General features: G+C 36.3%; 24 protein-coding genes. 15 read left to right on the top strand and 9 right to left on the bottom strand.

What is annotated here, in order from left to right; all coding sequences use genetic code 11:
• Positions 1-326: 326 nt before the first annotated feature.
• Genes BUA71_RS16885 through msrA form a run of 3 tightly spaced genes read right to left on the bottom strand, consistent with a single transcriptional unit; the run spans position 327 to position 1,817 of the window.
• The gene (locus BUA71_RS16885) at positions 327-632 is read right to left on the bottom strand and encodes a hypothetical protein (RefSeq protein WP_072881884.1); all 306 of its coding nucleotides are present in this window, start codon (positions 630-632) and stop codon (positions 327-329) included.
• 44 nt (positions 633-676) lie between these two features.
• On the bottom strand, positions 677-1,270 hold the full coding sequence (folE, locus tag BUA71_RS16890) for a GTP cyclohydrolase I FolE (RefSeq protein WP_072881886.1): 594 nt from the start codon (positions 1,268-1,270) through the stop codon (positions 677-679).
• A gap of 4 nt (positions 1,271-1,274) precedes the next feature.
• The gene (gene msrA, locus BUA71_RS16895; protein ID WP_072881888.1) at positions 1,275-1,817 is read right to left on the bottom strand and encodes a peptide-methionine (S)-S-oxide reductase MsrA; all 543 of its coding nucleotides are present in this window, start codon (positions 1,815-1,817) and stop codon (positions 1,275-1,277) included.
• A gap of 340 nt (positions 1,818-2,157) precedes the next feature.
• Here msrA and BUA71_RS16900 point away from each other — a divergent pair, with 340 nt between their 5' ends.
• From BUA71_RS16900 to BUA71_RS16930, 7 genes are all read left to right on the top strand, one after another.
• Positions 2,158-2,835 (top strand): ABC transporter ATP-binding protein, encoded by a 678-nt coding sequence (locus BUA71_RS16900; protein ID WP_072881890.1) that lies wholly within the window; start codon positions 2,158-2,160, stop codon positions 2,833-2,835.
• Between the two features lie 108 nt (positions 2,836-2,943).
• Positions 2,944-3,708, top strand: coding sequence for a TIGR02757 family protein (locus BUA71_RS16905; RefSeq protein WP_072881892.1), 765 nt, complete (start codon positions 2,944-2,946; stop codon positions 3,706-3,708).
• 60 nt (positions 3,709-3,768) lie between these two features.
• Positions 3,769-4,977, top strand: a complete 1,209-nt coding sequence (locus BUA71_RS16910; protein WP_072881894.1) for a sensor histidine kinase — start codon at positions 3,769-3,771, stop codon at positions 4,975-4,977.
• A gap of 221 nt (positions 4,978-5,198) precedes the next feature.
• Entirely contained in the window at positions 5,199-7,124 is a 1,926-nt protein-coding gene (locus BUA71_RS16915) for a BatA domain-containing protein (protein ID WP_072881896.1), read from the top strand.
• 22 nt (positions 7,125-7,146) lie between these two features.
• Positions 7,147-8,397 carry a dihydroorotase gene (locus tag BUA71_RS16920; RefSeq protein WP_072881898.1) on the top strand — a complete coding sequence of 417 codons (1,251 nt, stop codon included), beginning with the start codon at positions 7,147-7,149 and terminating at the stop codon, positions 8,395-8,397.
• 46 nt (positions 8,398-8,443) lie between these two features.
• Positions 8,444-8,770, top strand: a complete 327-nt coding sequence (locus BUA71_RS16925) for a DUF4870 domain-containing protein (RefSeq protein WP_072881900.1) — start codon at positions 8,444-8,446, stop codon at positions 8,768-8,770.
• Positions 8,770-9,429: an alpha/beta hydrolase gene (locus tag BUA71_RS16930; RefSeq protein WP_072881902.1), complete on the top strand. Its 660-nt coding sequence runs from the start codon at positions 8,770-8,772 to the stop codon at positions 9,427-9,429. The genes BUA71_RS16925 and BUA71_RS16930 overlap by 1 nt, the downstream gene beginning before the upstream one ends.
• 212 nt (positions 9,430-9,641) lie before the next feature.
• On the opposite strand, the gene BUA71_RS16935 is transcribed toward BUA71_RS16930, so the two are convergent.
• Both BUA71_RS16935 and BUA71_RS16940 read right to left on the bottom strand, forming a co-directional pair.
• Entirely contained in the window at positions 9,642-10,139 is a 498-nt protein-coding gene (locus tag BUA71_RS16935) for a hypothetical protein (RefSeq protein WP_072881903.1), read from the bottom strand.
• Between the two features lies 1 nt (position 10,140).
• Positions 10,141-10,902 (bottom strand): MBL fold metallo-hydrolase, encoded by a 762-nt coding sequence (locus BUA71_RS16940; RefSeq protein WP_072881905.1) that lies wholly within the window; start codon positions 10,900-10,902, stop codon positions 10,141-10,143.
• 99 nt (positions 10,903-11,001) lie between these two features.
• On the opposite strand from BUA71_RS16940, the gene BUA71_RS16945 reads away from it, so the two are divergent.
• Positions 11,002-12,462, top strand: coding sequence for a nicotinate-nucleotide adenylyltransferase (locus tag BUA71_RS16945; protein WP_072881907.1), 1,461 nt, complete (start codon positions 11,002-11,004; stop codon positions 12,460-12,462).
• Positions 12,463-12,827: 365 nt separating this feature from the next.
• Here BUA71_RS16945 and murA read toward each other — a convergent pair whose 3' ends face one another.
• The 3 genes from murA to BUA71_RS16960 all read right to left on the bottom strand — a co-directional run bounded on the left by murA (position 12,828) and on the right by BUA71_RS16960 (position 15,334).
• Entirely contained in the window at positions 12,828-14,141 is a 1,314-nt protein-coding gene (gene murA / locus BUA71_RS16950) for a UDP-N-acetylglucosamine 1-carboxyvinyltransferase (protein ID WP_072881909.1), read from the bottom strand.
• 14 nt (positions 14,142-14,155) lie between these two features.
• Complete coding sequence (locus BUA71_RS16955) at positions 14,156-14,791, bottom strand: DUF4290 domain-containing protein (RefSeq protein ID WP_072881911.1); 636 nt, start codon at positions 14,789-14,791, stop codon at positions 14,156-14,158.
• Positions 14,792-15,040: 249 nt separating this feature from the next.
• Complete coding sequence (locus tag BUA71_RS16960; protein ID WP_072881913.1) at positions 15,041-15,334, bottom strand: DUF493 family protein; 294 nt, start codon at positions 15,332-15,334, stop codon at positions 15,041-15,043.
• Positions 15,335-15,416: 82 nt separating this feature from the next.
• Here BUA71_RS16960 and BUA71_RS16965 point away from each other — a divergent pair, with 82 nt between their 5' ends.
• The 7 genes from BUA71_RS16965 to BUA71_RS16995 all read left to right on the top strand — a co-directional run bounded on the left by BUA71_RS16965 (position 15,417) and on the right by BUA71_RS16995 (position 21,094).
• Positions 15,417-15,950 carry an AAA family ATPase gene (locus tag BUA71_RS16965; protein ID WP_072881915.1) on the top strand — a complete coding sequence of 178 codons (534 nt, stop codon included), beginning with the start codon at positions 15,417-15,419 and terminating at the stop codon, positions 15,948-15,950.
• A 10-nt stretch (positions 15,951-15,960) separates the two neighbouring features.
• Positions 15,961-17,865: a RecQ family ATP-dependent DNA helicase gene (locus tag BUA71_RS16970; protein WP_072881917.1), complete on the top strand. Its 1,905-nt coding sequence runs from the start codon at positions 15,961-15,963 to the stop codon at positions 17,863-17,865.
• Positions 17,862-18,809, top strand: a complete 948-nt coding sequence (gene fmt / locus BUA71_RS16975) for a methionyl-tRNA formyltransferase (protein WP_072881919.1) — start codon at positions 17,862-17,864, stop codon at positions 18,807-18,809. The genes BUA71_RS16970 and fmt overlap by 4 nt, the downstream gene beginning before the upstream one ends.
• 185 nt (positions 18,810-18,994) lie before the next feature.
• Positions 18,995-19,267 carry an HU family DNA-binding protein gene (locus BUA71_RS16980; RefSeq protein WP_057483012.1) on the top strand — a complete coding sequence of 91 codons (273 nt, stop codon included), beginning with the start codon at positions 18,995-18,997 and terminating at the stop codon, positions 19,265-19,267.
• Positions 19,268-19,389: 122 nt separating this feature from the next.
• A complete protein-coding gene (locus BUA71_RS16985; protein WP_072881922.1) occupies positions 19,390-19,950 on the top strand; it encodes a YqgE/AlgH family protein in 561 nt (186 codons plus the stop codon).
• Between the two features lie 184 nt (positions 19,951-20,134).
• Positions 20,135-20,554 (top strand): DUF1801 domain-containing protein, encoded by a 420-nt coding sequence (locus tag BUA71_RS16990; protein WP_072881924.1) that lies wholly within the window; start codon positions 20,135-20,137, stop codon positions 20,552-20,554.
• A 24-nt stretch (positions 20,555-20,578) separates the two neighbouring features.
• Positions 20,579-21,094: a MepB family protein gene (locus BUA71_RS16995; protein ID WP_072881926.1), complete on the top strand. Its 516-nt coding sequence runs from the start codon at positions 20,579-20,581 to the stop codon at positions 21,092-21,094.
• A gap of 250 nt (positions 21,095-21,344) precedes the next feature.
• Here BUA71_RS16995 and BUA71_RS17000 read toward each other — a convergent pair whose 3' ends face one another.
• Entirely contained in the window at positions 21,345-22,667 is a 1,323-nt protein-coding gene (locus tag BUA71_RS17000) for a DUF5074 domain-containing protein (protein WP_072881928.1), read from the bottom strand.
• Positions 22,668-22,784 lie beyond the last annotated feature (117 nt).

The raw sequence follows: 22,784 nt of genomic DNA on the forward strand, positions 1-22,784 counted from the left end.
TTCAAGAAAAAAAGCCAGCTATTAAGTTTGAGGAAGATATAAAATCAAAGGGGCAACTCGCATTATTCTGCTAATTCCTTAGCCCGAACTCAGGTGAGTAAATAACAGGAATTTAACGCCTACGAAAGCTCAAATATTTTCAGTAATCCATATTCTAACAGTATTAGAATCCACCGGTAGTAGGTTTTAACCGCCACTATTAATGAATCAACGTGAATATCTTAATGGTTAATTTAGTTTTAGTTGTAACAATTTTTGAGTATCGAATATGTTGATGAGACTTCGTCGTAGTAAGGTATTGCGATAAATCTCGCGAATTGCCCGGGTTAATAGCTTTCTACTTCGATAATTCGTGGTTCATCCTGCTTCTCTTTTTTCCACACATAGGTATAAAAATACATTAAGGTAAATGAAGGAATCACATCGGTTCCCGGTAAAATCTCTTCCAGGAAAACGATAATAGAAGCAAGTTTTCCTTTTTTGCCGGGATACATTTCACGCATTTTCTTAGCGGCATAAGGCGCCCAAAGCAAATCTAAAAAAGGTCCCGCAAAAGGTATAGCCATGGTAAGCATCCCTAAGGCATCATAACCAAGAGACTTTATAAGTATTTTATTATTTAAAAGCTTCATTTATTAGGTTTTAATCAAAATAAATCAAGAAAAGTGCCAAAAATTTATTTTAAGTTAGCACTAATAAGTTTTAAAAATTCATTTCGGGTTTCTATTTTCTGAAATTGCCCTCTAAAACCTGAAGTAGTCGTCGCGCTATTTTGTTTTTGCACTCCGCGCATCATCATACACAAATGCTCGGCTTCTATCACTACCGCTACACCTTTAGGTTTTAAAGTTTTATTAATACATTCCAGAATATTGTGGGTTAAACGTTCCTGCACCTGCAACCTTCTGGCAAAAACATCTACCAGACGTGGCAATTTACTTAAACCCACAATGTGACCATTAGGAATATATGCTATATGCGCTTTTCCAAAGAAAGGCAACAAATGATGTTCGCATAAAGAATACAACTCGATATCTTTTACAACCACCATTTCGTTGTAATCTTCTTTAAACATTGCTTTTTTAAGAATTGCTTCCGGATCCATTTTATAGCCCTGGGTTAAAAACTGCATCGCTTTTGCCGCCCGCTCGGGAGTTTTTTCTATACCTTCACGATTAACATCTTCGCCAATTCTTTCCAGAATTCCTTGATATTTTTCCTGAAGTCCGTCGGTTACTTCAAGATTATACTCCTCTTTAAATTTATACATTTTTCTATTTAAGTTTTTCTGAAAAGACTTCGGTTAACTTTTTAATTTTAGGGTCTATGATATATTGGCAGTAAGGTTGTTGCCGGTGTTGGTTATAAAAATCCTGATGCTCTGTTTCCGCAATGTAAAAAGGTGAGGCTTCAGTGACTTCCGTAACAATCTTATCCTGAAATATTTTCTTCTGTTCAAGTTCTTTTATAACACCTTCAGCAGTTTCTTTTTGTGCTTCAGAATGATAAAATATCGCACTGCGGTATTGGGTACCCACATCATTTTGCTGCCGGTTTAATGTAGTAGGATCATGAGTGGCAAAGAAAACATACAGTAACTCCCGGAAGCTAATTACTTCAGGATCAAATTCAATTTCAATAGCTTCAGCATGTCCTGTTCTTCCCGTGATAATTTCCCGGTAAGGCGGATGCTTTATAAAACCACCGGTAAATCCAGATAAAACATTCTCTACTCCCTTTAAACGCTGAAAAACTGCTTCTGTACACCAAAAACAACCCCCGGCAAGTGTAGCTTTTTCTAAACTTTGTAAACTCATAAATAAATTTTGTTTATCAAAAATAAAACAATCATAAACAAACCCAGAATAATTAACGTGAATTTAGGGTTATATGGAGTTTGTAGTAGTCAGTTGTCGGTCAAACTTCATCGCGAGGACGAAGGACATGGCGATCTATTGTTCGTTTATCAAACTGTTTGGTGTTTGTGGTTTGTTGTTCTGCCAACTGCAAACTGCGACTGCCCACTGAATACCGAAACTTTAAACTCATTATCACATCATCACATTATCACATTAACAAATTACCACATCAGCAAATCATTAAATTACTTTGGGGTTTTGCTTAATTTAGCTAATTTTCGCAAGCTAAAGCAAAGTGATGATTAAAGCTAAGAATATTCATAAATATTACGGAGACCTACACGTTTTAAAAGGTCTTGATTTACATATAAAAAAGAGTGAGATTGTTTCTGTTGTAGGTGCCTCGGGAGCGGGAAAAACCACCTTACTCCAAATTTTGGGCACCTTAGACAGACCAAAAAAGGATAGTAATACCAGCCTGGAAATTAATGGAACCAATATTTATAACCTCTCTTCCCGTGAACTATCCAGTTTTCGGAATAAAAACATCGGGTTTATTTTTCAGTTTCATCAGTTATTACCGGAGTTTACCGCCTTAGAAAATATTTGTATTCCGGCTTTTATTCAAAATACGCCTAAAGCCAAAGCCGAAAAACGCGCCAAAGAATTACTCGGTTTTTTAGGTATGCAACACAGAGCAAAACACAAACCGGGGGAGCTAAGTGGCGGGGAACAACAACGTATTGCAGTAGCCAGGGCTTTAGTGAATAATCCCGCGGTAATCTTTGCCGATGAACCCTCCGGCAACCTGGATACTGAATCTGCCGAAAATTTGCACGAACTATTCTTTAGGTTAAGAAAAGAGTTTAAGCAAACCTTTGTAATTGTAACCCACAACGAAGAACTTGCCGACATGGCCGATCGAAAGATTACTATGCAGGATGGTAAAATTATCGATAAACTAGAAATTAGTTAATGTTGCCTGTAGAATTTAATAATTGCAACATGCTGATTTTTGAAATTTCTCAATCCCTGTGCTGAACTGCTTTAGACCAGAAAATAATAAATAAATACCAAATAAACATTGAAACAAAGTGAACTCAAATCTTTCCTGGACTTTAAAACCGAGCAATACAACACCCCGGAATTCATTGATACTGATCCTATAAAAATTCCGCATCAATTTTCTAAAAAAGAAGATATTGAAATTGCGGGATTCCTTACAGCTACCATAGCCTGGGGCAATAGAAAAAGCATTTTGAAAAATGCAAACCGCCTAATGGAAATGTTAGATCGCAGTCCTTATGATTTTGTGATAAATCATAAGGAAAATGATCTCGAAAATCTACTCGGGTTCGTGCATAGGACCTTTAATGAAAATGACCTTATTTATTTTATTACAGCCTTAAAGAATATTTACCTAAATCACGGCGGACTGGAAACTGTTTTCACTAAAAATGCACAAAAAGATTCGCTCCAACCAGCCATTCACGAATTCAAACAAATATTCTTCGAACTTCCGCATTTACCACGAACACAAAAGCACGTTAGCGATCCATTTAAAAATTCAGCAGCAAAAAGGATTAATATGTTCCTGCGTTGGATGGTGAGAAATGATCACACGGGAGTAGATTTTGGACTATGGGAGAAGCTTAAACCCAATCAATTAAGCTGTCCTTTAGATGTACATTCGGGAAATGTAGCAAGAAAATTAAACATATTAAAAAGAAAACAAAACGACGCTAAGGCCGTTATAGAATTAGATGCTTTTCTAAGAAAATTAGATCCTCAAGACCCCGTGAAATATGACTTTGCCTTATTTGGTCTTGGTGTTTTTGAAAAATATTAAGTAAAATTTAACAAGTCTCCAGATAATTAGTTAACTTTGAGTTAATTAATTAACCTGTTTATGTTGCAGCCCGCAGTTCCCCTTAATGAAGTTGAGCGTTTAAAATCACTTCAGGAAGCAAATATATTATATTCGCCTTCTGAGGAAGAGTTTGATAATATTACCCAATTAGCTTCTTTTATTTGTAAAACTCCCATCTCCCTAATTTCCCTGGTTGGTGAACACGAGCAGTGGTTTAAATCTAAGTATGGAACAGAGCTTTGCGATGCGCAGCGCGATATTTCTTTTTGCAGCCATGCCATCCTGGAACCGGAACAAATTATGGAGATAGAAGATACCAGGTTGGACGTAAGATTCGCCGATAATCCTTTTGTAATTGCAGAAAAAGAACCTATAATTTACTATGCCGGGATGCCGCTTAAAAATCACGAAAACATGGTCTTGGGTACGCTATGTGTTATTGATACCAAGCCAAATAAATTAGATAAAAAACAAAGAAAGGCACTTACCGCATTAGCCAAGCAAGTAGAGATATTACTTGAACTAAAGCGCAAAAATGAGTATTTAAAAACAATTCGAAAAGAATTAAACGATCATAACGATTTGCTTAAAAATTTCGCTGGCGTGGTCTCTCACGATATGAAAATGCCCCTGGCCAATATGATTATGACGGCCGATATACTTAAAGCGAAATTCGATGATCAACTGGGATATGAAGGCTTAAATTACCTTAAAAATATAAAGCAATCTGGGTTAAAATTAAGCGGTTACATTAATGGTATTTTAGAGCATTATGAAAGTGATAAAATTGCCGCAGCTCACGCCGAAGAATTTGATATTCACGATCTACTGGAGGAAATTATTGACTTACTCCATATAACCGAAGATTGCGAAATAAACCTGCCGGAGAAAAATACCACTATTGAAACCAACCGGGCAGCATTAGAACAAATTTTTCTCAACCTTATAGGAAATAGTCTAAAATACAATGACAAATCTAAAATCATTATAGATCTAGAATGTTCTGAAAATTTAGATTATTACTACTTTAGTGTAAAAGACAATGGAATTGGAATTCCCAAAGATAAAGAAGAAGATATCTTTAAAATCTTTACTACTTTATCTAAAAATGACCGTTCTGGAAATATTGGCAATGGTATAGGACTATCTACGGTGAAAAGACTGGTAGGAAATCTTGGAGGTAATCTTAGAATGGAATCTGAAGTTGGCAAAAGCACTTGTTTTTCTTTTTCGATTAAAAGAAAATAAACTACCTCGAGGCAGGCCTACAAGGTAATTTAGAAGAGTATTGTAATGATTTCGAGGCATCTCAATAATTATCGCAGCGTAGCATTTAAATCGCGATTATTGATTACGCAACAATTTTTTACACGTCAGCGAATGCTATAAAATGAATTGATAATAATTCAATTTTAAACGAGTCCGGCTTAATTTCCATTTCATATATTTGAAAAACTTTTACCTGCCCTATGGAATTTAAGCAGCCGGAACTTCTTTATGCCCTGTTTTTACTTATTATCCCACTGGCTGTTCATTTATTTCAATTACGCCGATTTGAAAAGGAAGATTTTACCAATGTAAAATTTCTCCAAAAAGTAATAAAGCAAACCCGCAAAAGTTCCCGTTTAAAGAAATGGTTGGTACTTCTCACCAGGATTTTTTTGCTCACAACTTTGATATTAGCCTTTGCGCAACCTTATTTCCCGGCCAAAGACACTGCCGCTGCCCGAAGTGAAAAGCTTATTTTTTTAGATAATTCCTATAGTATGCAGGCTAGCGGAAAAAATGGGCCTTTACTAAAATCGGCGATACGGAGTATTATTAAGAACCTGCCGGAAGACGAAGAAATAAGCCTTATTACTCAGAATAAACAATTTAGCCGGCTTTCACTTTCAGAGATGGTTAATGAACTTCAGCATTTGGAATATGCCTCCCAAACTTTAGATTTCGCCAGCATAAAACTTAAAGCACAGCAAATTTTTAAAAGTACTGAAGGAGAGAAAGACCTGATTCTTATTTCAGATTTTCAAGATAATTTAAAAGTAAATGTTGCTGAAAACGAAGAAGACATCAATTATCATTTTATTCCTTTCATACCTCAAAATATAGACAATATAAGTTTAGATTCCCTAATCTTGAAAAACCGGGAAGCTAATGAAGTTACTTTTCAGGTAAAACTAAGTAGTTCCACAAATTTGAATGAATCGATAAGCGTTTCGGTTTATGACGGGGAGAAATTATTGGCAAAATCGGCCGTAAATTTTGCTGAAAATTTAAAAGTAACGGCAGAATTTAAAATTTCTTCGGAAGAAATTCAGCGTGGACGCATTTCTATTGAAGACGCCGGTTTGCAATATGATAATCGTCTATATTTTAGCCTGAACAAACTGAAGCCTGCCCGGGTCATTGTAATAAAAGAAAATAGTGAAGCTAATTTTGTAAATCGCATTCTCACCCCGCCCGAATTCGATTTGCAGCCATTTAAAATATCACAATTAGATTATAGCGAATTAAACAATGCAGATTTTGTGATATTAAACGAACTGGAAACACTTCCCGGCGCACTAAGATCAAACCTTCAAAGTCTCAAGAAAAAAGGAGTGCCCCTGGCGATAGTATTGCCGATAGATGCTAACATTAAAAACTATAATTCCTTATTATCTTCTCTAGAAGCACCTACCATTTCAGGAGCTAAAAAACAGGAGCAATTAATTACAGATATTACCTACGCTCATCCCTTATTTAATGATGTTTTTAATGAACAAACAGAAAATTTTGACTATCCAAAAGTACAATCTTCATACAACGTAATTGGTGGAAATAAAGTGATTTCTTATCAGGATAACTCCGGGTTCTTAGTAGAGCTAAATGAAAATTACCTGTTTACGGCAGCTATAAATAATGAAAACTCCAATTTTAAAAGCTCTCCTTTAATTGTACCAATTTTTTATAAATTAGGGCTTTCAGCTTTAAAAAATCCTAAACTTTATTACGAAAACGCCGAAGCAGAAAACATTCAAATTCCGCTTACCACAAAACAAGATGAAGTAGTCCATTTAGTTTCAACTGAAGATAATTTTATTCCGCAGCAAAGGATTTTGGGCGATAATTTAGAAATAAATACCGGTAGTTTCGCGCTTCCGCCAGGCAATTATGCTGTTACTTATCAGGAGAAAAACAAAGCTTACTTAAGTTTTAACGCACCCAGAACAGAAAGTGAATTAGTTTATAAACTTCCGAAGAAAAACGAAAATAGCAACATACATTCCAGTGTAGAAGATTATTTTAAAAAGATAAAAGCAGCGGGAGAAAGCACCCAGCTTTGGAAATGCTTTGTTATTTTTGCCCTAATATTTTTAGTCACGGAAATGCTGCTTTTAAAATTTTTAAAATAGCCTAAATTTAAATGACAAACCAATGAAAATACTTTTAAAATCAGTCAGGATTATCGATAAAGACTCCGCTTATCATCAAAAAAAGATGGATGTTTTTATTGAAAACGGTATTATTAAAGAAATAAAAAGCGAACTGAAAATCCAGGTAGATAAAGTAATTGACATTAAGGATCTGCATATTTCGCAAGGCTGGTTTGACAGTAGTATAAGTTTTGGAGAACCGGGTTTTGAAGAACGAGAAACTATAATAAATGGTCTGGATACTGCGGGGAAAAGCGGCTTTACCGCTATCGCTTTAAACCCAAACACTTATCCTGTTATTGACAATAACGGCGCGGTTACTTCGGTACAGGCGAAAGCCGGCAGTCATCCCGTGAGGCTTCATCCTATTGGTGCATTAAGCTTAAAAAGCGAAGGAGTAGATATGGCCGAACTTTATGATATGCAACAAGGTGGTGCCATCGCTTTTGGCGATTATAAAAAAGCCATTCGCAATCCTAATCTTTTAAAGATTGCTTTGCAATACGCTCAAAATTTTAATGGCCTGGTACAATCCTTTCCGCAGGAAGACCGCATCGCAGGTAAAGGAATAGTAAACGAAGAGAAAAACAGCACTTCCCTTGGCTTAAAAGGTATTCCCAACCTCGCAGAAGAATTACAAATTACCAGAGACCTTTATTTATTGGAATATACCGGCGGAAAACTACATATCCCAACCATTTCTACTAAAAAATCGGTTGCGTTAATTCGAGAGGCTAAAAAGAAAAATTTAGCGGTAACCTGTAGTGTAGCCATTCATAATCTCATCTTTTCAGACGAGGAGTTGCATAATTTTGATACGAAATTTAAAGTACTACCGCCATTACGTACTCCAGAAGATATTAAAGCATTAATTGAGGGGGTTAAAGATGGCACAATAGATCTTGTAACCTGTGACCACGCTCCTATCGACACCGAAAATAAAAAGGTAGAATTTGATCACGCCGCTTATGGAAGTATTGGCCTGGAATCTGCTTTTGGTGCGCTTCAAACGCTTTTTTCTATTGAAGAGGTTATAGATATCCTTACGAGAAACAAACATATATTTGGACTGGAAAGCGCTATAATTGAAAAAGGGAATCCAGCAAACTTAAGTTTATTTTCACCAAATGAAGAGTACACATTTGGAGAGAGCCACATTTTATCGACCTCAAAAAACAGTATTTTTCATGGATATACTTTAAAAGGTAAAGCTTTGGGCATTATCACCAAATCTGGAGAATTAGGTTTATAGACCTGCTTATTTTAATATCTTTGCAGGAAACGAAGAACAGCTACCAATGAAAACAGTTGCAGAAGAAGGAAAAACGCCCGCTATTGTAGCGTACCTAACTATTATTGGTACCATAATTGCTTTTTTTATGAATAACGATGACAAGAACCCGTTTGCATCTTTTCATATTAGACAGGCGTTTGGAATCCATATTACATTTTATTTATTAGGCCTATTGGTAGGAATGTTCGACAGTTGGTTAATCTCTTCTGCTTTCTATATTTTTATTGCCGTTTTAGGAGTTTACGGACTCGTTATGGCGATACAGGGAGAACAAAAACAAGTACCTCTTTTAGGTGCATATTATCAAAAATGGTTTAGTACAATTACATAATGAACACAAAAGAACTTTCGCTACATCACTTAGTAAGAGCACCCAAAAAACAATCTGAAAAAACTCCTTTACTCATCATGCTACACGGTTACGGCAGTGATGAAAATGATTTATTTTCTTTCGCAAATGACTTGCCAGATGAACTATTTGTGATTTCTGTAAAGGCGCCTTATGCTATGCAACCTTATGGAAATGCCTGGTATGCGATACATTGGGATAATGAGGAAGGAAAATTTAGCGATGATGAACAGGCGAAAGAATCACGCGAAAAAATAGTTGCTTTTATAGATGAAGCGATTCAGGTTTATAACTTAGATGCCGATAACGTAACTTTACTCGGCTTTAGCCAGGGAAGTATTTTAAGTTATTCCGTTGCACTCTCCTATCCGGAAAAAGTAAAAAATATAATCGCACTAAGCGGTTATGTGAACCCTGGGATTTTAAAAGCAGATTTTCAGAAGAAAGATTTTTCTCATCTGGCATTCTACTGCTCCCACGGCTCTGTAGATCAGGTAATCCCGGTGGAATGGGCTCGTAAAACCAAACCATTTCTGGATGAATTAAATATTGAAAACACTTATTCCGAATTCCCGGTGGGTCATGGCGTGGCACCGCAAAACTTTAGTGAAGTTCAAACCTGGCTAAAGAAGAGACTGTAATTTTAGCACTTCGTTGCTACCATGTTTGGCCATTCCGCAACTTTGTCCCTCGCTTAGAAAGTTCAGAATCTTTATACTAAAAGAAAAAATTCTTCTCCCCAGCTATCGGGACGCAATGACAGTAGGAATGTCATTCAGAGTGAAGCTTGCGGAACGAAGAATCCCCACTTTACTGAGATTCCTCCTTCGTCGGAATGACAGCTACAGTCTATTTAATCTGTAGGATATAAAAAAGATTTCTCCAGGTTGAGTTCAACTGTTCCATCCTCCAGTACAAAATAGGTGTAGAAAGCTTCACCCCAGTATTTACCATCGGTAAAGTCTGCGATCAACCATTTATGATTAAGAATTTTGATTTTATTAATGCGCATATCGCCGTCCATTCCCGGAAAAGGAGCGTAGGGATTATCGGTATTAACCTTATTTTTATCGAGGAGTTCCTCTTCTACTTTGGCTACCACTTTTTCAGCTTCCAGACCCTTATTTTCAAAATAAGTCATTGCATCGTCATTACCTAAAAATTTAAAATAATTCTGTTTTATAGATAATTCAGCTAAAGAATCCTTTTCTCCTTCCATTCTATCAACCTGGGTTTGAAGGTCTTTGATTTCAGCATCCCTGGCGTCTAAAATTTTCTTATCGTTTATGTAAATAAAAATGAGAAATAATAAGCTAAATATAAATAGGTAAAGCAGTATACTTTTGCGCATTTTAAATGGTGATTTTTAAATTATCGTAAGCAAGAAAAACATTTTCGGGAAGATCTTTTTCCACCTCCTCGTGAAAACCAAGTAAATGGCTAATATGGGTAAGGTAGGCTCTTTCTGGTTTTACCCGGGCTATAAATTCAAGGGCTTCTTCCAGGTTTAAATGAGAATGATGCGCTTTAATACGCAGGGCGTTTATCACCAGTACTTTTAATCCGTCTAACTTTTCAACTTCTTCTTCTTCAATAGATTTTAAGTCTGTGAGATAGGCAAAATCTTCCATCCTAAAACCAAAAACCTGCAACCGGTTATGTTTAAAATCAATAGGGATAATTTCTAAATCCTGAAAATAAATAGTTTTATTTTCAATCACGTTTTCAATTACGCCCGGCGCCCCCGGATACTTATTTGTAGAAGCGAAAATATATTCAAAACGTTTTTTTAAAGCGTCTAACACCCGCTTATGCGCAAATATAGGAATATCCCCCTGGCGAAAGAAGAAAGGACGAATATCATCCAGGCCTGCAGTATGGTCATTATGCTCATGCGTAAAAAGTATGGCATCCAGGCTTTCAATGGGGTTCGAGAGCATTTGCATTCTAAAATCGGGGCCGCAATCTATAAGAATATTCTTATTTTTCCACTTCACCAAAACCGAAACGCGCAAGCGTTTATCTTTAGGATCTTCACTATGGCAAACCGGGTGATCACTACCTATAATAGGGATGCCCTGTGAAGTTCCTGTACCTAAAAAAATTACTTCCAAGTCAATTTATTTTACTACAAAAGTAAAGATATTTTTTTTCTATACCTTATCGATTTTAGTACCTTTGGTATATACAAAAAGAAACCTAAAAGAAAAGTTATGCCAATTACCATAATGGGCGATAGGGAATTTGAAAACGTTCCCTCTATAAAGAGCAAAGCGCTTCGTATTAATTTGAATGAAAATATCTACGGAACTTTTTCTGAAATTGGTGCAGGGCAGGAAACTGTTAGGAACTTTTTTAGGTCTGGAGGAGCATCGGGAACCATAGCCAAAGCGATGAGTGCTTACGATAAAGACTTTAGTGATGCCATTTATGGAGTGGAGGATGATAAAAGATATGTGACTGAAGCACGCTTAAAAAAAATGCTGTCACACGAAATTGGCTTAATTGAGCAAAGAATCTCCAGGGAAAAGCATCCCAATAAACTTTTCTTTAGTTATGCCAACACGGTAGCTACCATAGATTTTGCAAAAAAATATAAGGGCCACGGCTGGGTAGGTATAAAATACCAGGTAACTCCCGGCGAAGAATACAACGAAATAATTCTACACGTACGTTTTAAGGAAACCGATGCCCGGCACCAACAAAATACGCTGGGAATACTTGGGGTAAACTTAATTTATGGTGCTTATTATAAATATGACAACCCTAAAAAATTACTTCGCTATTTATACGATCATATAGACAAAGACCAAATTGAGATTGATACTATCAACTTTAGTGGGCCCAGGTTTGAGGGGGTAGATAACCGCTTAATGAGCCTACAATTGGTTAAAAACAATATGACCGATGCCGTAATGTTTTCTCCGGAAGGCAATAATATACTTCCTGCAAAAATTCTATATAAAAAAAATATCCTTGCCTTACGTGGTAGTTTTAGACCGGTGACAAAAGTGAACATGGATATGTACAACCAATCGCTGGAGTTATTTCTAAGGGAGAATAAAGTTGAAAAAGAGAATACCGAAGTTATTTTTGAAATCACCCTTTCCAATCTTCGCGCCGAAGGAGAAATTGACGAACGTGACTTTATGGATAGGGCAAAATTATTATGTTCGTTGGGACAAACGGTAATGATTTCCAACTTCCAGGAGTATTATCGCGTCGTAGAATACTTCTCCAGGTATTCAAAGCAACGTATGGGATTAACCATGGGCGTTAATAATTTGGTTGATGTTTTTGATGAAAAGTATTACAGGCATTTAAGTGGCGGTATATTGGAGGCCTTTGGGAAACTATTTTTTAAAGACCTTAAAGTATATTTATATCCACTTAAAGATCCTGAAACCGGTGAGATTTCTACCAGTGAAAATCTTAAAGTACACCCCAGGATGAAAGAGCTCTACAAATTCTTTAAATACAACGGACGCGTGGAGGATATTAAAGACTACGACCCTAAAATCTTAGATGTTTACTCCAGGGAAGTACTGGAAATGATTAGTGAAGGGGAAGAAGGTTGGGAAGCCATGTTACCCGAAAAAACCACTAAAATGATCAAGGAGCAAAACCTTTTTAATTATAAGGAACATAAGAAAAAAGCCAAATCAGAAGCGTAGGGATAGTTTTCAGTTGTGGGTTTTCGGTTGTCGGTTTGGGAGCAATTCGAAAGGTCGTTTTTAGAATGTTTGTTGTTTGTAGTTTGTTGTTTAGCCTGGTCATCGTGGACAACGAAGGAGTTTGCCAATCTGTTATGAGTTATCAGAATTTCACTGCCCACTATGATCTTTAATATTGGATACGTGATTTAACTTTAAACCTTGAATTTGAAACTTTAGACTTCCTTTTGCAAGCTTTGCGCCTTCTTTTCGTGAAATCTGTTTTGCCGTTTTGGCCTAAATTGTAAGTCTTACCAGCTGCCAACTGCGACTGCTAACTGTGGACTTATTAACCTTGAACTTTAAACCTTGAACTTTTTCGAAACCTAATCGATTCTTTCTATATGAGCACCCAAAGCCCTAAGCCTCGTGTCTATATTTTCATAACCTCTATCTATTTGTTCTATATTGTGAATGGTTGAAGTTCCTTTAGCCGAAAGTGCTGCGATGAGTAAAGAAACGCCCGCACGAATATCTGGAGAAGTCATGGTTGTTGCTTTAAGCTGAGATTTGAAATCGTGACCAATTACGGTAGCCCGGTGTGGATCACATAGAATGATCTTAGCTCCCATATCAATTAATTTATCTACAAAGAACAATCTACTTTCAAACATTTTTTGATGAATTAGCACACTCCCTCTTGCCTGGGTAGCTACTACCAGCAAAATACTAAGCAAATCTGGTGTAAATCCCGGCCACGGGGCGTCACTAATATTCATAATGGAACCATCTATAAAACTTTGCACTTCATACCCGTTGGTATGAGCAGGAATATGAATATCATCTTCCCGGCGCTCTATAGTAATTCCCAATTTTCTAAATGTGGTAGGGATAATTCCAAGCATATCCCAGCGTACATTCTTAATGGTAATTTCACTACGGGTCATTGCGGCCAGCCCAATCCAGGAACCAATTTCAATCATATCTGGCAAAACACGATGTTTACAGCCCTGTAATTCTTTTACTCCTTCAATGCTTAATAAATTAGAACCTACTCCGTTAATTTTTGCACCCATTTCATTCAGCATAACACAAAGCTGTTGCAAATATGGTTCACAAGCTGCATTATAAATAATCGTAGTCCCATCGGCAAGAACGGCAGCCATGATAATATTTGCTGTTCCTGTTACCGATGCTTCTTCCAGAAGCATAAACTCACCTTTAAGCCCATTGGGTGCTTCTACCCCATAAAAACGCTCCTCTTTGTTATATCTAAATTCGGCACCAAGTTTAATAAATCCTTCAAAGTGGGTGTCTAACCTTCGGCGACCAATTTTATCACCTCCTGGCCTTGGAATATATCCTTTTCCAAACCTTGCCAAAAGCGGCCCTACAATCATGATAGAACCTCTTAAACCACTAGCGTCTATTTTAAACTGTTCACTCTCAAGATAGTTTAAATCTAGCTCATCACTTTTAAAAGAATAAGTGTCAGATTTAAGTTTTTTTACCTTAACCCCAAGATTTTTGAGCAATTGAATTAATTTATTCACATCCAGAATATCTGGAACATTGCTAATTGTAATTTCTTCTGAAGTTAAAAGTACGGCACAAAGTATCTGCAAGGCTTCGTTTTTAGCACCTTGTGGCTCTATTTCTCCACTAAGCTGCTGCCCGCCTTCAATTTGAAAAGTTCCCATGAAAGAAAATATTATTAATAGCGTTTACGCCCTTTTCGGTTAGATTTTTTGGAATTATTTGATTTGTGATGCTTTTTTGGACCACGAATTAAATTTGAGGCCTGGCTAAGATCCTCATCTGTGATTTTAAGATTTATTTTTCCGCCACTTAATTCAAAAAGATGATCATAAATCACATCATCTTCTACCGCATCCCTATTCCAGTTAAGGTAAGATTTTTTCATATGATTGGCTATGGTAAGCACCAGGCCTTCTTTAAGCGGACCTTCTTCCCAATCTTTCACTTCGTTGATCATACGGTTTATATTATTTCCGTAGAAACGATATTTTGGAAAGTTTTGTGGATACTCCAACATTTCGGGACGCTCTTCCAGCATCTCACGGGTTGGTTTTGGAAATGGAGACTCCACATCCAATTTAAAATCACTAATTATAAATAATTGATCCCATAATTTATGTTGAAAATCGGGTACATCCCTAAGATGGGGATTCATATTACCCATAACTGCGATTATAGATTTTGCCATGCGGGCGCGTTCTTTATCATCTTTAATCGCTACGGTATGTTCTACCATTTTTTGAAGATGTCTTCCGTATTCAGGAATAATTAAATTGCTCCTTTCGGAGTTATACTCTAATGGATGCGTCAAAATTATATTATATTAGGTGATACTTTGCTGTAGAAGTTAATCGCCGCAAAATACTAAATATTATTCGGATTGATAAAATTATTTTATCCAAGTCTGTAAAAGTGCTGTTATAAAACGAATATTGCAGATTTTAATTCAGATAAAAAATAATCATCGCGGTTTAAATCACCTATTAAAAGTGAAAAGTTTCTTAAAAAACCTATTTTTATCTCGGTATCGTTTCAAAAATCACACTTAGAGATGAAAGAATTATAGTGAAATCACGCCTTCAACTTTCTCCCCTACTTCGCGATATTTTTGAATAACTGCTTCAGGATTTTTCATTTTTACATTTATGGAAACACTTACATAAGTTCCTTTCTTAGATTTCCTGGTATTAATTACGGCTCCCATATTATCGAAAATATCCTCAATCACTTTTACCTGATGTGTTTCTGTAGGAACAATAAACTTATATAAATATTCATTGGGCCATAGAGAGGTATCTTTAAGTTGGGATTCTAATTTTTTATAAAATTCTTCGGGATCATTCGATTCACTCATAATTGTCAACATATTTTAAAAGCGCAAAGATACATGATTGCATTCATTTTTATAATTAAATCCAAATGTCGAAATTTGCCACGTGAAAACTAAAAAAATCGTACTTACCGGTGGCCCCGGTACCGGAAAATCTTCTATAATCCGCCAGCTGGAAAAGAAAGGTTACGAGTGCCTTCATGAAATTTCCAGACAAGTGACTTTAGAAGCTCAAAAACAAGGAATAAGTCAATTATTTCTGGAAAGACCTTTACTTTTCAGTGAAAAATTGCTGGAAGGAAGAAGGATACAATTTAAAGAGGCCGATATGTTAGGTGCCGATAAGGTATTTATAGATCGTGGCCTGCCCGATGTGCTGGCTTATATGAATTACTTTAAAAGCGAGTACCCCGAGTATTTTAGCGAAATTTGCAAATCACATTGTTATGACAAGGTGTTTATTTTGCCACCCTGGGAAGAAATTTACCAGTGCGATAATGAGCGCTATGAATCTTACCGGGATGCTCAAACCATATCGAAATTCCTCTTTCAAACTTATAAAAGTTTTGGATATTCTACTATAGAAGTTCCTAAAGTTCCCATTGAAGAAAGGGTAGAATTTATTTTAAACAAAATCTGATTTCAGTTATTTGCAGGAAGCGCAACACATATTAGAAAAATACTGGGGTCATCCCGGGTTTAGAGGTTTACAGGAGCTGGTTATTGAGAAGCTGCTGGCAAGAAAAGATGTGTTGGCATTAATGCCCACCGGCGGTGGAAAATCTATCTGTTTTCAAGTACCTGCTTTAATGCAGGAAGGCATTTGCATTGTAGTTTCTCCTTTGGTTGCACTTATGGAAGACCAGGTGGCGGCTTTAAAGCAAAAGCAAATTAAGGCCATGGCTTTAACGGGAGGCATGGATTTTAAAAGTTTAGACACCGCATTAGATAATTGTATCTACGGAAATTATAAATTTCTTTACCTCTCTCCCGAAAGGCTTCAGCAAGATCTGGTTAGGGCGCGTATAAAATTAATGAACGTAAACCTGATCGCTGTAGATGAGGCGCATTGTATTTCACAATGGGGCCACGATTTTAGACCCGCTTACCGCAATATTGTTCAGTTAAAAGAAATAATACCCACTACCCCCTTTGTCGCATTAACCGCTACTGCTACTCCAGAAGTGGTTAAAGACATTACAAAGCAGTTGGAACTGGAAAATATTGAAGTTCTTAAAGATTCTTTTTTTAGGCCTAATATTGCTTATCGCGTAGAACTTACCGAGGATAAATACCACCGACTTTATCAACTGCTCGGTACAGGAAAACAAAGCGGAATTATCTACGTTAGAAACCGAAAAGCAACTCAGGAAATAACAGGACTACTAAATAAGAAAGGTTTTAAGGCAGACGCGTTTCACGGTGGTTTATCAAACCTTGAGAAATTAAAGAAACTAAAAGAATGGTTAGCGAATAAAAATCAAATTATGGTTGCCACTACTGCCTTTGGGATGGGCATAGACAAACCAGATGTGAGACAGGTAATTCACTTAAACCTACCAGAATCCCTGGAAAGCTATTTCCAGGAAGCAGGCCGGGCCGGAAGGGATGGCGAGATATCTTCAGCTATTATCCTTACCAACAAAAGCGATATTCCCGTTTTAAAAAATCAATTTTTAGTTCACCTTCCACATTTGGAAGATGTGCGCTTAGTTTACAAAAAACTAAATTCCTACTTTAGGATCGCTTATGGGGAAGGAGAAGACACAGAGCATAATTTTAGTTTTTCTGAATTTTGTGCGCAATACGAACTGCCATTTATTAAAACTTACCAGGCTTTACAACTCCTGGACCGTTGTAGCATTCTTAAACTTTCGCGAGAATTTCATAAAAAAACAAGTGTTCAGTTTACGCTCTCTGGAAAACAACTTCAGTATTACCTGGAGAACAATGCGAAATACGAGTATTTTGTAAAGGCTCTTTTACGTACCTATGGTGGTATTTTAGAAAACAGGGTTTTCATAAATTTGGGTTCGGTTTGTAAAAAATTAGCTATTAAGCAAGAAATAGCCCTGTCCTTCTTAGAAGACTTAGAAAAAGATGAAATTTTGGAATATACATATGCTGAACACGATGCAAGCATTCGTTTTTTAGTGCCACGAGAAGACGATTCAACCATCTATCCGCTAGCTCCATACATTAAACAGTATCACAGTTCGAAACAGGAAAAAATTGCTGCCGTGCTCAATTATCTTGAAAATGATAAACTATGCCGAAGTCAGCAACTCTTAGCCTATTTTGGAGAAAAGAGCTCTAAAGCCTGCGGTATTTGCTCGGTTTGTAAAAAAAACACTCCTGTTTTAACCCGACAACTTAAGAATGCTATTTATTTGCAGATTGCAGCAGCATTAAGAGAAAGTAGCCTCACTTCCCGCGAACTCACCCGGCAACTTCAATTTGAAGAAAACCAGGTTTTAGAAGTATTAAGGTTATTACTGGATAAAGAAATAATCAAACCGGTGGCTACCAACAGATATAAACTAAACAAGCAATGAGAGATTTAAGAATAGTATTTATGGGCACGCCAGATTTTGCCGTGGCCAGCCTTAAAAGTATAATTGAAGCTAATTACCACGTAGTTGGAGTAATCACCGCACCAGACAGGCCAGCAGGTAGAGGAAGAAAACTTCAGGAAAGCCCCGTAAAACAATACGCTCGAGACAAAGGTTTACCTGTACTACAACCTACAAACTTAAAGAATCCAGAATTTTTAAAAGAATTAGAAGCTTTAACTCCAAATGTGCAGGTGGTCGTAGCATTTAGAATGTTGCCTAAAGTAGTATGGGATTTACCTAAATATGGCACCTTCAATTTACACGCTTCCCTCCTGCCTCAATATCGCGGGGCTGCGCCTATAAACTGGGCGATTATAAATGACGAGAAAAAAACAGGAGTTTCTACTTTTTTCCTGGATGAAAAGATAGATACGGGAGCCATGATTTTGCAGGATGAAGTTGAAATTAAACCTACACAGACGGTTGGGGAATTGCACGACCGATTGATGGAAAGAGGTGCCACACTAGTCACCGAAACACTTCAACTTATTGCCAAAGGAAACCTCACCCCCACACCGCAACCGGCAAACAATCAATTAAAAGGTGCGCCAAAGTTAGATAGGGAAAATACCAAAATTAACTGGGAACAATCCTTAGATCAGGTTTACAATCTAATTAGGGGTTTAAATCCATATCCCGCCGCCTGGAGTTTCTTAATTAATAATAAAAAAGAAGTGAAGGTTAAGATCTTCCATTGTAGCAAAGAAACGAATACTCATAATCTTGATTTTGGATCCATAAAAGTTGAAGATAAAAAACTAAAAGTTGCCGCTAAGGGCGGTTTTTTAATCATAGAGGAGATGCAACTACCTGGAAAAACGAAAATGGAAGTAAAATCACTTTTGAACGGTTATCATTTTTCTGAAGATGCAAAACTACGCTAAGCCCTTATGGTTGTTGAAGCGGTAAAAAATCAACTAAAATCCGGATTCTTTATTAACAAAAAGCCTTAGTTATTAACAATATTCAGCATTTCCCTTGATGTTCCTTGTGTGGCCGAGAAATCCATATAAATTTGTAGAGCAATTTAACGAAATGTTTAACCAACAATTTATTTAAAATTCAAATTATGAACAAAACAGATTTAATTGACGCAATGGCTGAGAATGCTGGAATTTCTAAAGCAGCTGCTAAAAAAGCCTTAGAGTCATTTCTTGAAAACGTAGAAGGATCATTAAAAAAAGGTGATCGTGTTTCTTTAGTAGGATTTGGATCTTGGTCTGTATCTAAAAGAGCTGCTCGTGAAGGAAGAAACCCACAAACCGGAAAAACTATTAAAATTGCTGCTAAAAATGTAGTTAAATTTAAAGCTGGTGCAGATTTACAAAAAGCTGTAAACTAATATTTTATATTAGTAAAGCACAGAAAGCCTCTCTTTCGAGAGGCTTTTTTTAGTTAAAATAATTTACATTTTAATTTGATTTTTTTTAAATTAATAGTAGTTTAGTTTAAAATAATGCTTAAATGATTGCTATAAAACCAACAAAAGGCCATTTATTGGTTGCAGAACCTTCCATAATTGGAGATGTCGCATTTAATCGCTCTGTAGTGTTACTTGCCGATCATTCTGATGCCGGATCTGTAGGTTTTATTCTCAACAAAGCGTTAGACCTTAATCTTAAAGACCTTATCCCTGAACTCTCTTCAAGTTTTAAAATCTACAACGGCGGTCCTGTAGAACAGGATAATTTGTACTTTATTCACAAAGTGCCACAACTCATCCCAGATAGTGTTGAAATTGCAAATGGTATTTACTGGGGTGGAAATTTTGAAGCAGTAATAGAACTTATTAGTCAGGATCTAATTAGTAAAAATGAAATTAGATTTTTTCTGGGATATTCGGGTTGGGACGCGAAGCAATTAGATGAAGAGCTTACAACACATTCCTGGATTATTACGACCAATGAAGATTCTAAGGATATTATTGAACGCCCATACAGTTCTTTCTGGAAAGATAAAATGGTACAACTAGGCGGGGAATATCTTTTATGGTCTAATGCCCCGGCAAATCCTAATTACAATTAGACTTCTTAGAACGTAAAACTCCTGAAATGCAACAATACTCCACAATTTTACGTAATTATATTTTCATTAATTTATAGTTCTATCTTCGCAAATTATCTACTTTTAGTCGCTTGGGAACAATCATGAAAAAATTCACCCATTTAGTAACAATTAATTTTAGGTTTACTAAAATCTAGCAGAAAAAATGGAATTAAAAACAGATCCCAAAGTAGAAAAAACCTTTGCTAGTTACCCCCATTCTGTGCGTGATGAAATGCAAAAGCTACGGACATTGGTAATAAAAACAGCCAGGGAAACCGAAGGAATTCCCAAATTGGAAGAAACTTTAAAATGGGGCAAACCAAGTTTTATCACCAAAAATGGGAGCACCTTACGCATAGATTGGAAAGAAAAAGCACCCGACCAAATTGCCATGTATTTTCAATGTACCACCAGGCTTGTGGATACCTTTAGATTGATTTTTGATCATAAATTTCAATATGAAAAGAAACGAGCACTTATCTTTCCTTTGAATCAGGAAATCCCCATAGAAGAATTAAAAAGCTGTATAAAAGCCGCCCTTATTTATCATAAGATAAAACACCTGGAAACATTAGGAATTTAAGTTAATAATCGCGGAGTAAAATAAATGGATAATAACCTCAACCAAATCCAAACAGAAGTCTATGATAAATGTGGTCTTCTAATTTCAGACTTTAAACCCGAACCGGAAAGTAAAGAATATGGTGCATGTCAATTTGAATTAAACGGAAGAAAAATTGTTGCTAGAAATGCAAAAATCACCGCTAAAAAACTGGGTCAATTTGTAACTTTCTGGAAACGAAATAGAAACGGAATCATTGAGCCCTTTTTTGAATCTGATTCTATCGATTTTTATATTGTAAACGTACGAGCCTATAACAAGTTGGGACAATTTGTGTTTCCCAAATCTGTGTTGATAAAAAAAGGTATAATTTCAACACAGTATAAAGAAGGAAAAAGGGCATTTCGCGTTTATCCAAATTGGGATATTGCGAGAAGTAAACAAGCTGAACAAACTCAAAAATGGCAATTAGATTATTTCTATGAAGTTAATGATGCTATTAATTTTAATACGGTAGTGGAATTGTACCGCACTAAACCATTAAAGACTAAAATATCATAGATTTTGAACATTCAATGAAAATCACAATAAAAAAAGCATCTTGTATTATTTTTTAACGCAGTAGTTGGTAAAAAATATTCAATTATATAGTTTATATAAATGGCGAAATAATGTAGGCTTCTCTTGCTACAAATAATTAAAGATATTTAGGTTAAAAGAAAAAAGGCTGTTTCAAACTTTTACAGTTTTGAAATAGCCTTTTTAATTATAATTACTGGAGGTGTTTCTTCCCCGCTAAAAAGATTAAATTTTAATGAAATACAGGAGCTGCCGGGAAATAATAGCCTTCGTAACTTTCGGTTTTATCTAAATTACCGGAGGTTGTATTATAGAAGTGAAGTTTATTATAACTAAAATTTTCTCCCCATCCTTCCCGCACAGTTCGTATTATCAACTGTTTTGTATCTGGATTATAGGCCAGGCCTTTACCATAAAACACTTCATTTTCCGGAAGTTGAATAAATGCTTTTTCCAGGGAGGCAACATCATCCTCATACTTGTAAATCTCCTTTCCACCACTAAAAGAGCTGTTTTTAGCAATAAAAACAGCCTTGTCACTAGCCGTAATGGAGCTTGGATGCCAGGCTCCCCAGCTACCATAGGCGCTAAAGCTCAGCTCTATTTCTTCTGTTTCAAGGTTATTAGGGTTAATTTTAATTAATTTTTTGTCACCGGCAACCCAAATATTGTTGTCTGCGGTTTTGGCGAAACCTAAAACCATCCCCGGAATACGCTTTTCAATTTCATAACTTGTGGCATTAAAAATAACTGCACCTTCCCTTTGCGATAAAACAAATATATAATCACCCACTTTTTCCATATCTCCTACCTGTCCAGAAATTCCGGGTATCTTGCCTTCTATTTGAAGGGTTTCAAGATTGATATTATGAATTCCATCGCTGGAACTCAACAATCCTTTGGTTGCTGAAATTCCTAAAAATGCGCGCCAGTCATTTCCCGCCTGTGATGCAATCCTTTGTTCCTCTTTTAGCGAATAGGCATTGGCAACCACTACAGGCCCTCCAACTTTAGATAACAAATACAACTTCTCATTGTAAACGGTTCCAAATTCCAACGTAGAATTCATGGGAAGAAAATCTTTGTTTGGATTTGTCTTTACATAAACACTGTCCTCTAATTGCTGGGTGTCATAGCGGTAAAAACCTACCGTACCGGTACCGTGCCCAAACCAACCTTCGTTAATTAGGTAAAATCCATTCTCAAAAGCTCCCCAGCTATGAATATTATAAGTAAGGGCAGCTTCCCCACCATCGTTCATAGCTTGTACACTTATTTCATGCGTGCCCCGGGTTTCAGGAATAAACACATAAGTTGAATCGTTACCAACTATTTCTCCATCTACGGTCCATTCAAAAGTAGAATTTTTAGTATTGCTGAATTTCGGACTCAACAAAAGCTCCTCTCCCATCGTTAGGGTATCTTGTAATTGCTGTTCTCCCTGTGCAATATTAGGTGGATCTATCAAAAACTCATCATCCTGGCTGCATCCGGTTACTACACCTGCGAAAAGAAGGACGATTAGATATTTAAAAAAAGAAAAATTATGCTTCATTTTATTATTATTTAAAAAATATATTGTATATCCGTTTAGTGTCCACTTGCTGTAATGCTTGCTATTATTAGCCTGTCAAATATTTTGTCTCCAAAATATCTTCTGTTCAACTTATAT

It is taken from the genome of Salegentibacter echinorum, from assembly GCF_900129445.1.
Taxonomy (GTDB): domain Bacteria; phylum Bacteroidota; class Bacteroidia; order Flavobacteriales; family Flavobacteriaceae; genus Salegentibacter; species Salegentibacter echinorum.

Bases quoted from the DNA above. Each gene is read 5' to 3' on its own strand.
- BUA71_RS17000 (WP_072881928.1), bottom strand. From the start codon at position 22,667: ATGAAGCATAATTTTTCTTTTTTTAAATATCTAATCGTCCTTCTTTTC.
- BUA71_RS16885 (WP_072881884.1), bottom strand. From the start codon at position 632: ATGAAGCTTTTAAATAATAAAATACTTATAAAGTCTCTTGGTTATGAT.
- BUA71_RS16960 (WP_072881913.1), bottom strand. From the start codon at position 15,334: ATGAGTGAATCGAATGATCCCGAAGAATTTTATAAAAAATTAGAATCC.
- BUA71_RS16930 (WP_072881902.1), top strand. From the start codon at position 8,770: ATGAACACAAAAGAACTTTCGCTACATCACTTAGTAAGAGCACCCAAA.
- BUA71_RS16915 (WP_072881896.1), top strand. From the start codon at position 5,199: ATGGAATTTAAGCAGCCGGAACTTCTTTATGCCCTGTTTTTACTTATT.
- murA (WP_072881909.1), bottom strand. From the start codon at position 14,141: ATGGGAACTTTTCAAATTGAAGGCGGGCAGCAGCTTAGTGGAGAAATA.
- BUA71_RS16910 (WP_072881894.1), top strand. From the start codon at position 3,769: ATGTTGCAGCCCGCAGTTCCCCTTAATGAAGTTGAGCGTTTAAAATCA.
- BUA71_RS16945 (WP_072881907.1), top strand. From the start codon at position 11,002: ATGCCAATTACCATAATGGGCGATAGGGAATTTGAAAACGTTCCCTCT.
- BUA71_RS16925 (WP_072881900.1), top strand. From the start codon at position 8,444: ATGAAAACAGTTGCAGAAGAAGGAAAAACGCCCGCTATTGTAGCGTAC.
- BUA71_RS16990 (WP_072881924.1), top strand. From the start codon at position 20,135: ATGGAATTAAAAACAGATCCCAAAGTAGAAAAAACCTTTGCTAGTTAC.
- BUA71_RS16900 (WP_072881890.1), top strand. From the start codon at position 2,158: ATGATTAAAGCTAAGAATATTCATAAATATTACGGAGACCTACACGTT.
- BUA71_RS16935 (WP_072881903.1), bottom strand. From the start codon at position 10,139: ATGCGCAAAAGTATACTGCTTTACCTATTTATATTTAGCTTATTATTT.
- BUA71_RS16920 (WP_072881898.1), top strand. From the start codon at position 7,147: ATGAAAATACTTTTAAAATCAGTCAGGATTATCGATAAAGACTCCGCT.
- BUA71_RS16995 (WP_072881926.1), top strand. From the start codon at position 20,579: ATGGATAATAACCTCAACCAAATCCAAACAGAAGTCTATGATAAATGT.
- folE (WP_072881886.1), bottom strand. From the start codon at position 1,270: ATGTATAAATTTAAAGAGGAGTATAATCTTGAAGTAACCGACGGACTT.
- fmt (WP_072881919.1), top strand. From the start codon at position 17,862: ATGAGAGATTTAAGAATAGTATTTATGGGCACGCCAGATTTTGCCGTG.
- msrA (WP_072881888.1), bottom strand. From the start codon at position 1,817: ATGAGTTTACAAAGTTTAGAAAAAGCTACACTTGCCGGGGGTTGTTTT.
- BUA71_RS16980 (WP_057483012.1), top strand. From the start codon at position 18,995: ATGAACAAAACAGATTTAATTGACGCAATGGCTGAGAATGCTGGAATT.
- BUA71_RS16985 (WP_072881922.1), top strand. From the start codon at position 19,390: ATGATTGCTATAAAACCAACAAAAGGCCATTTATTGGTTGCAGAACCT.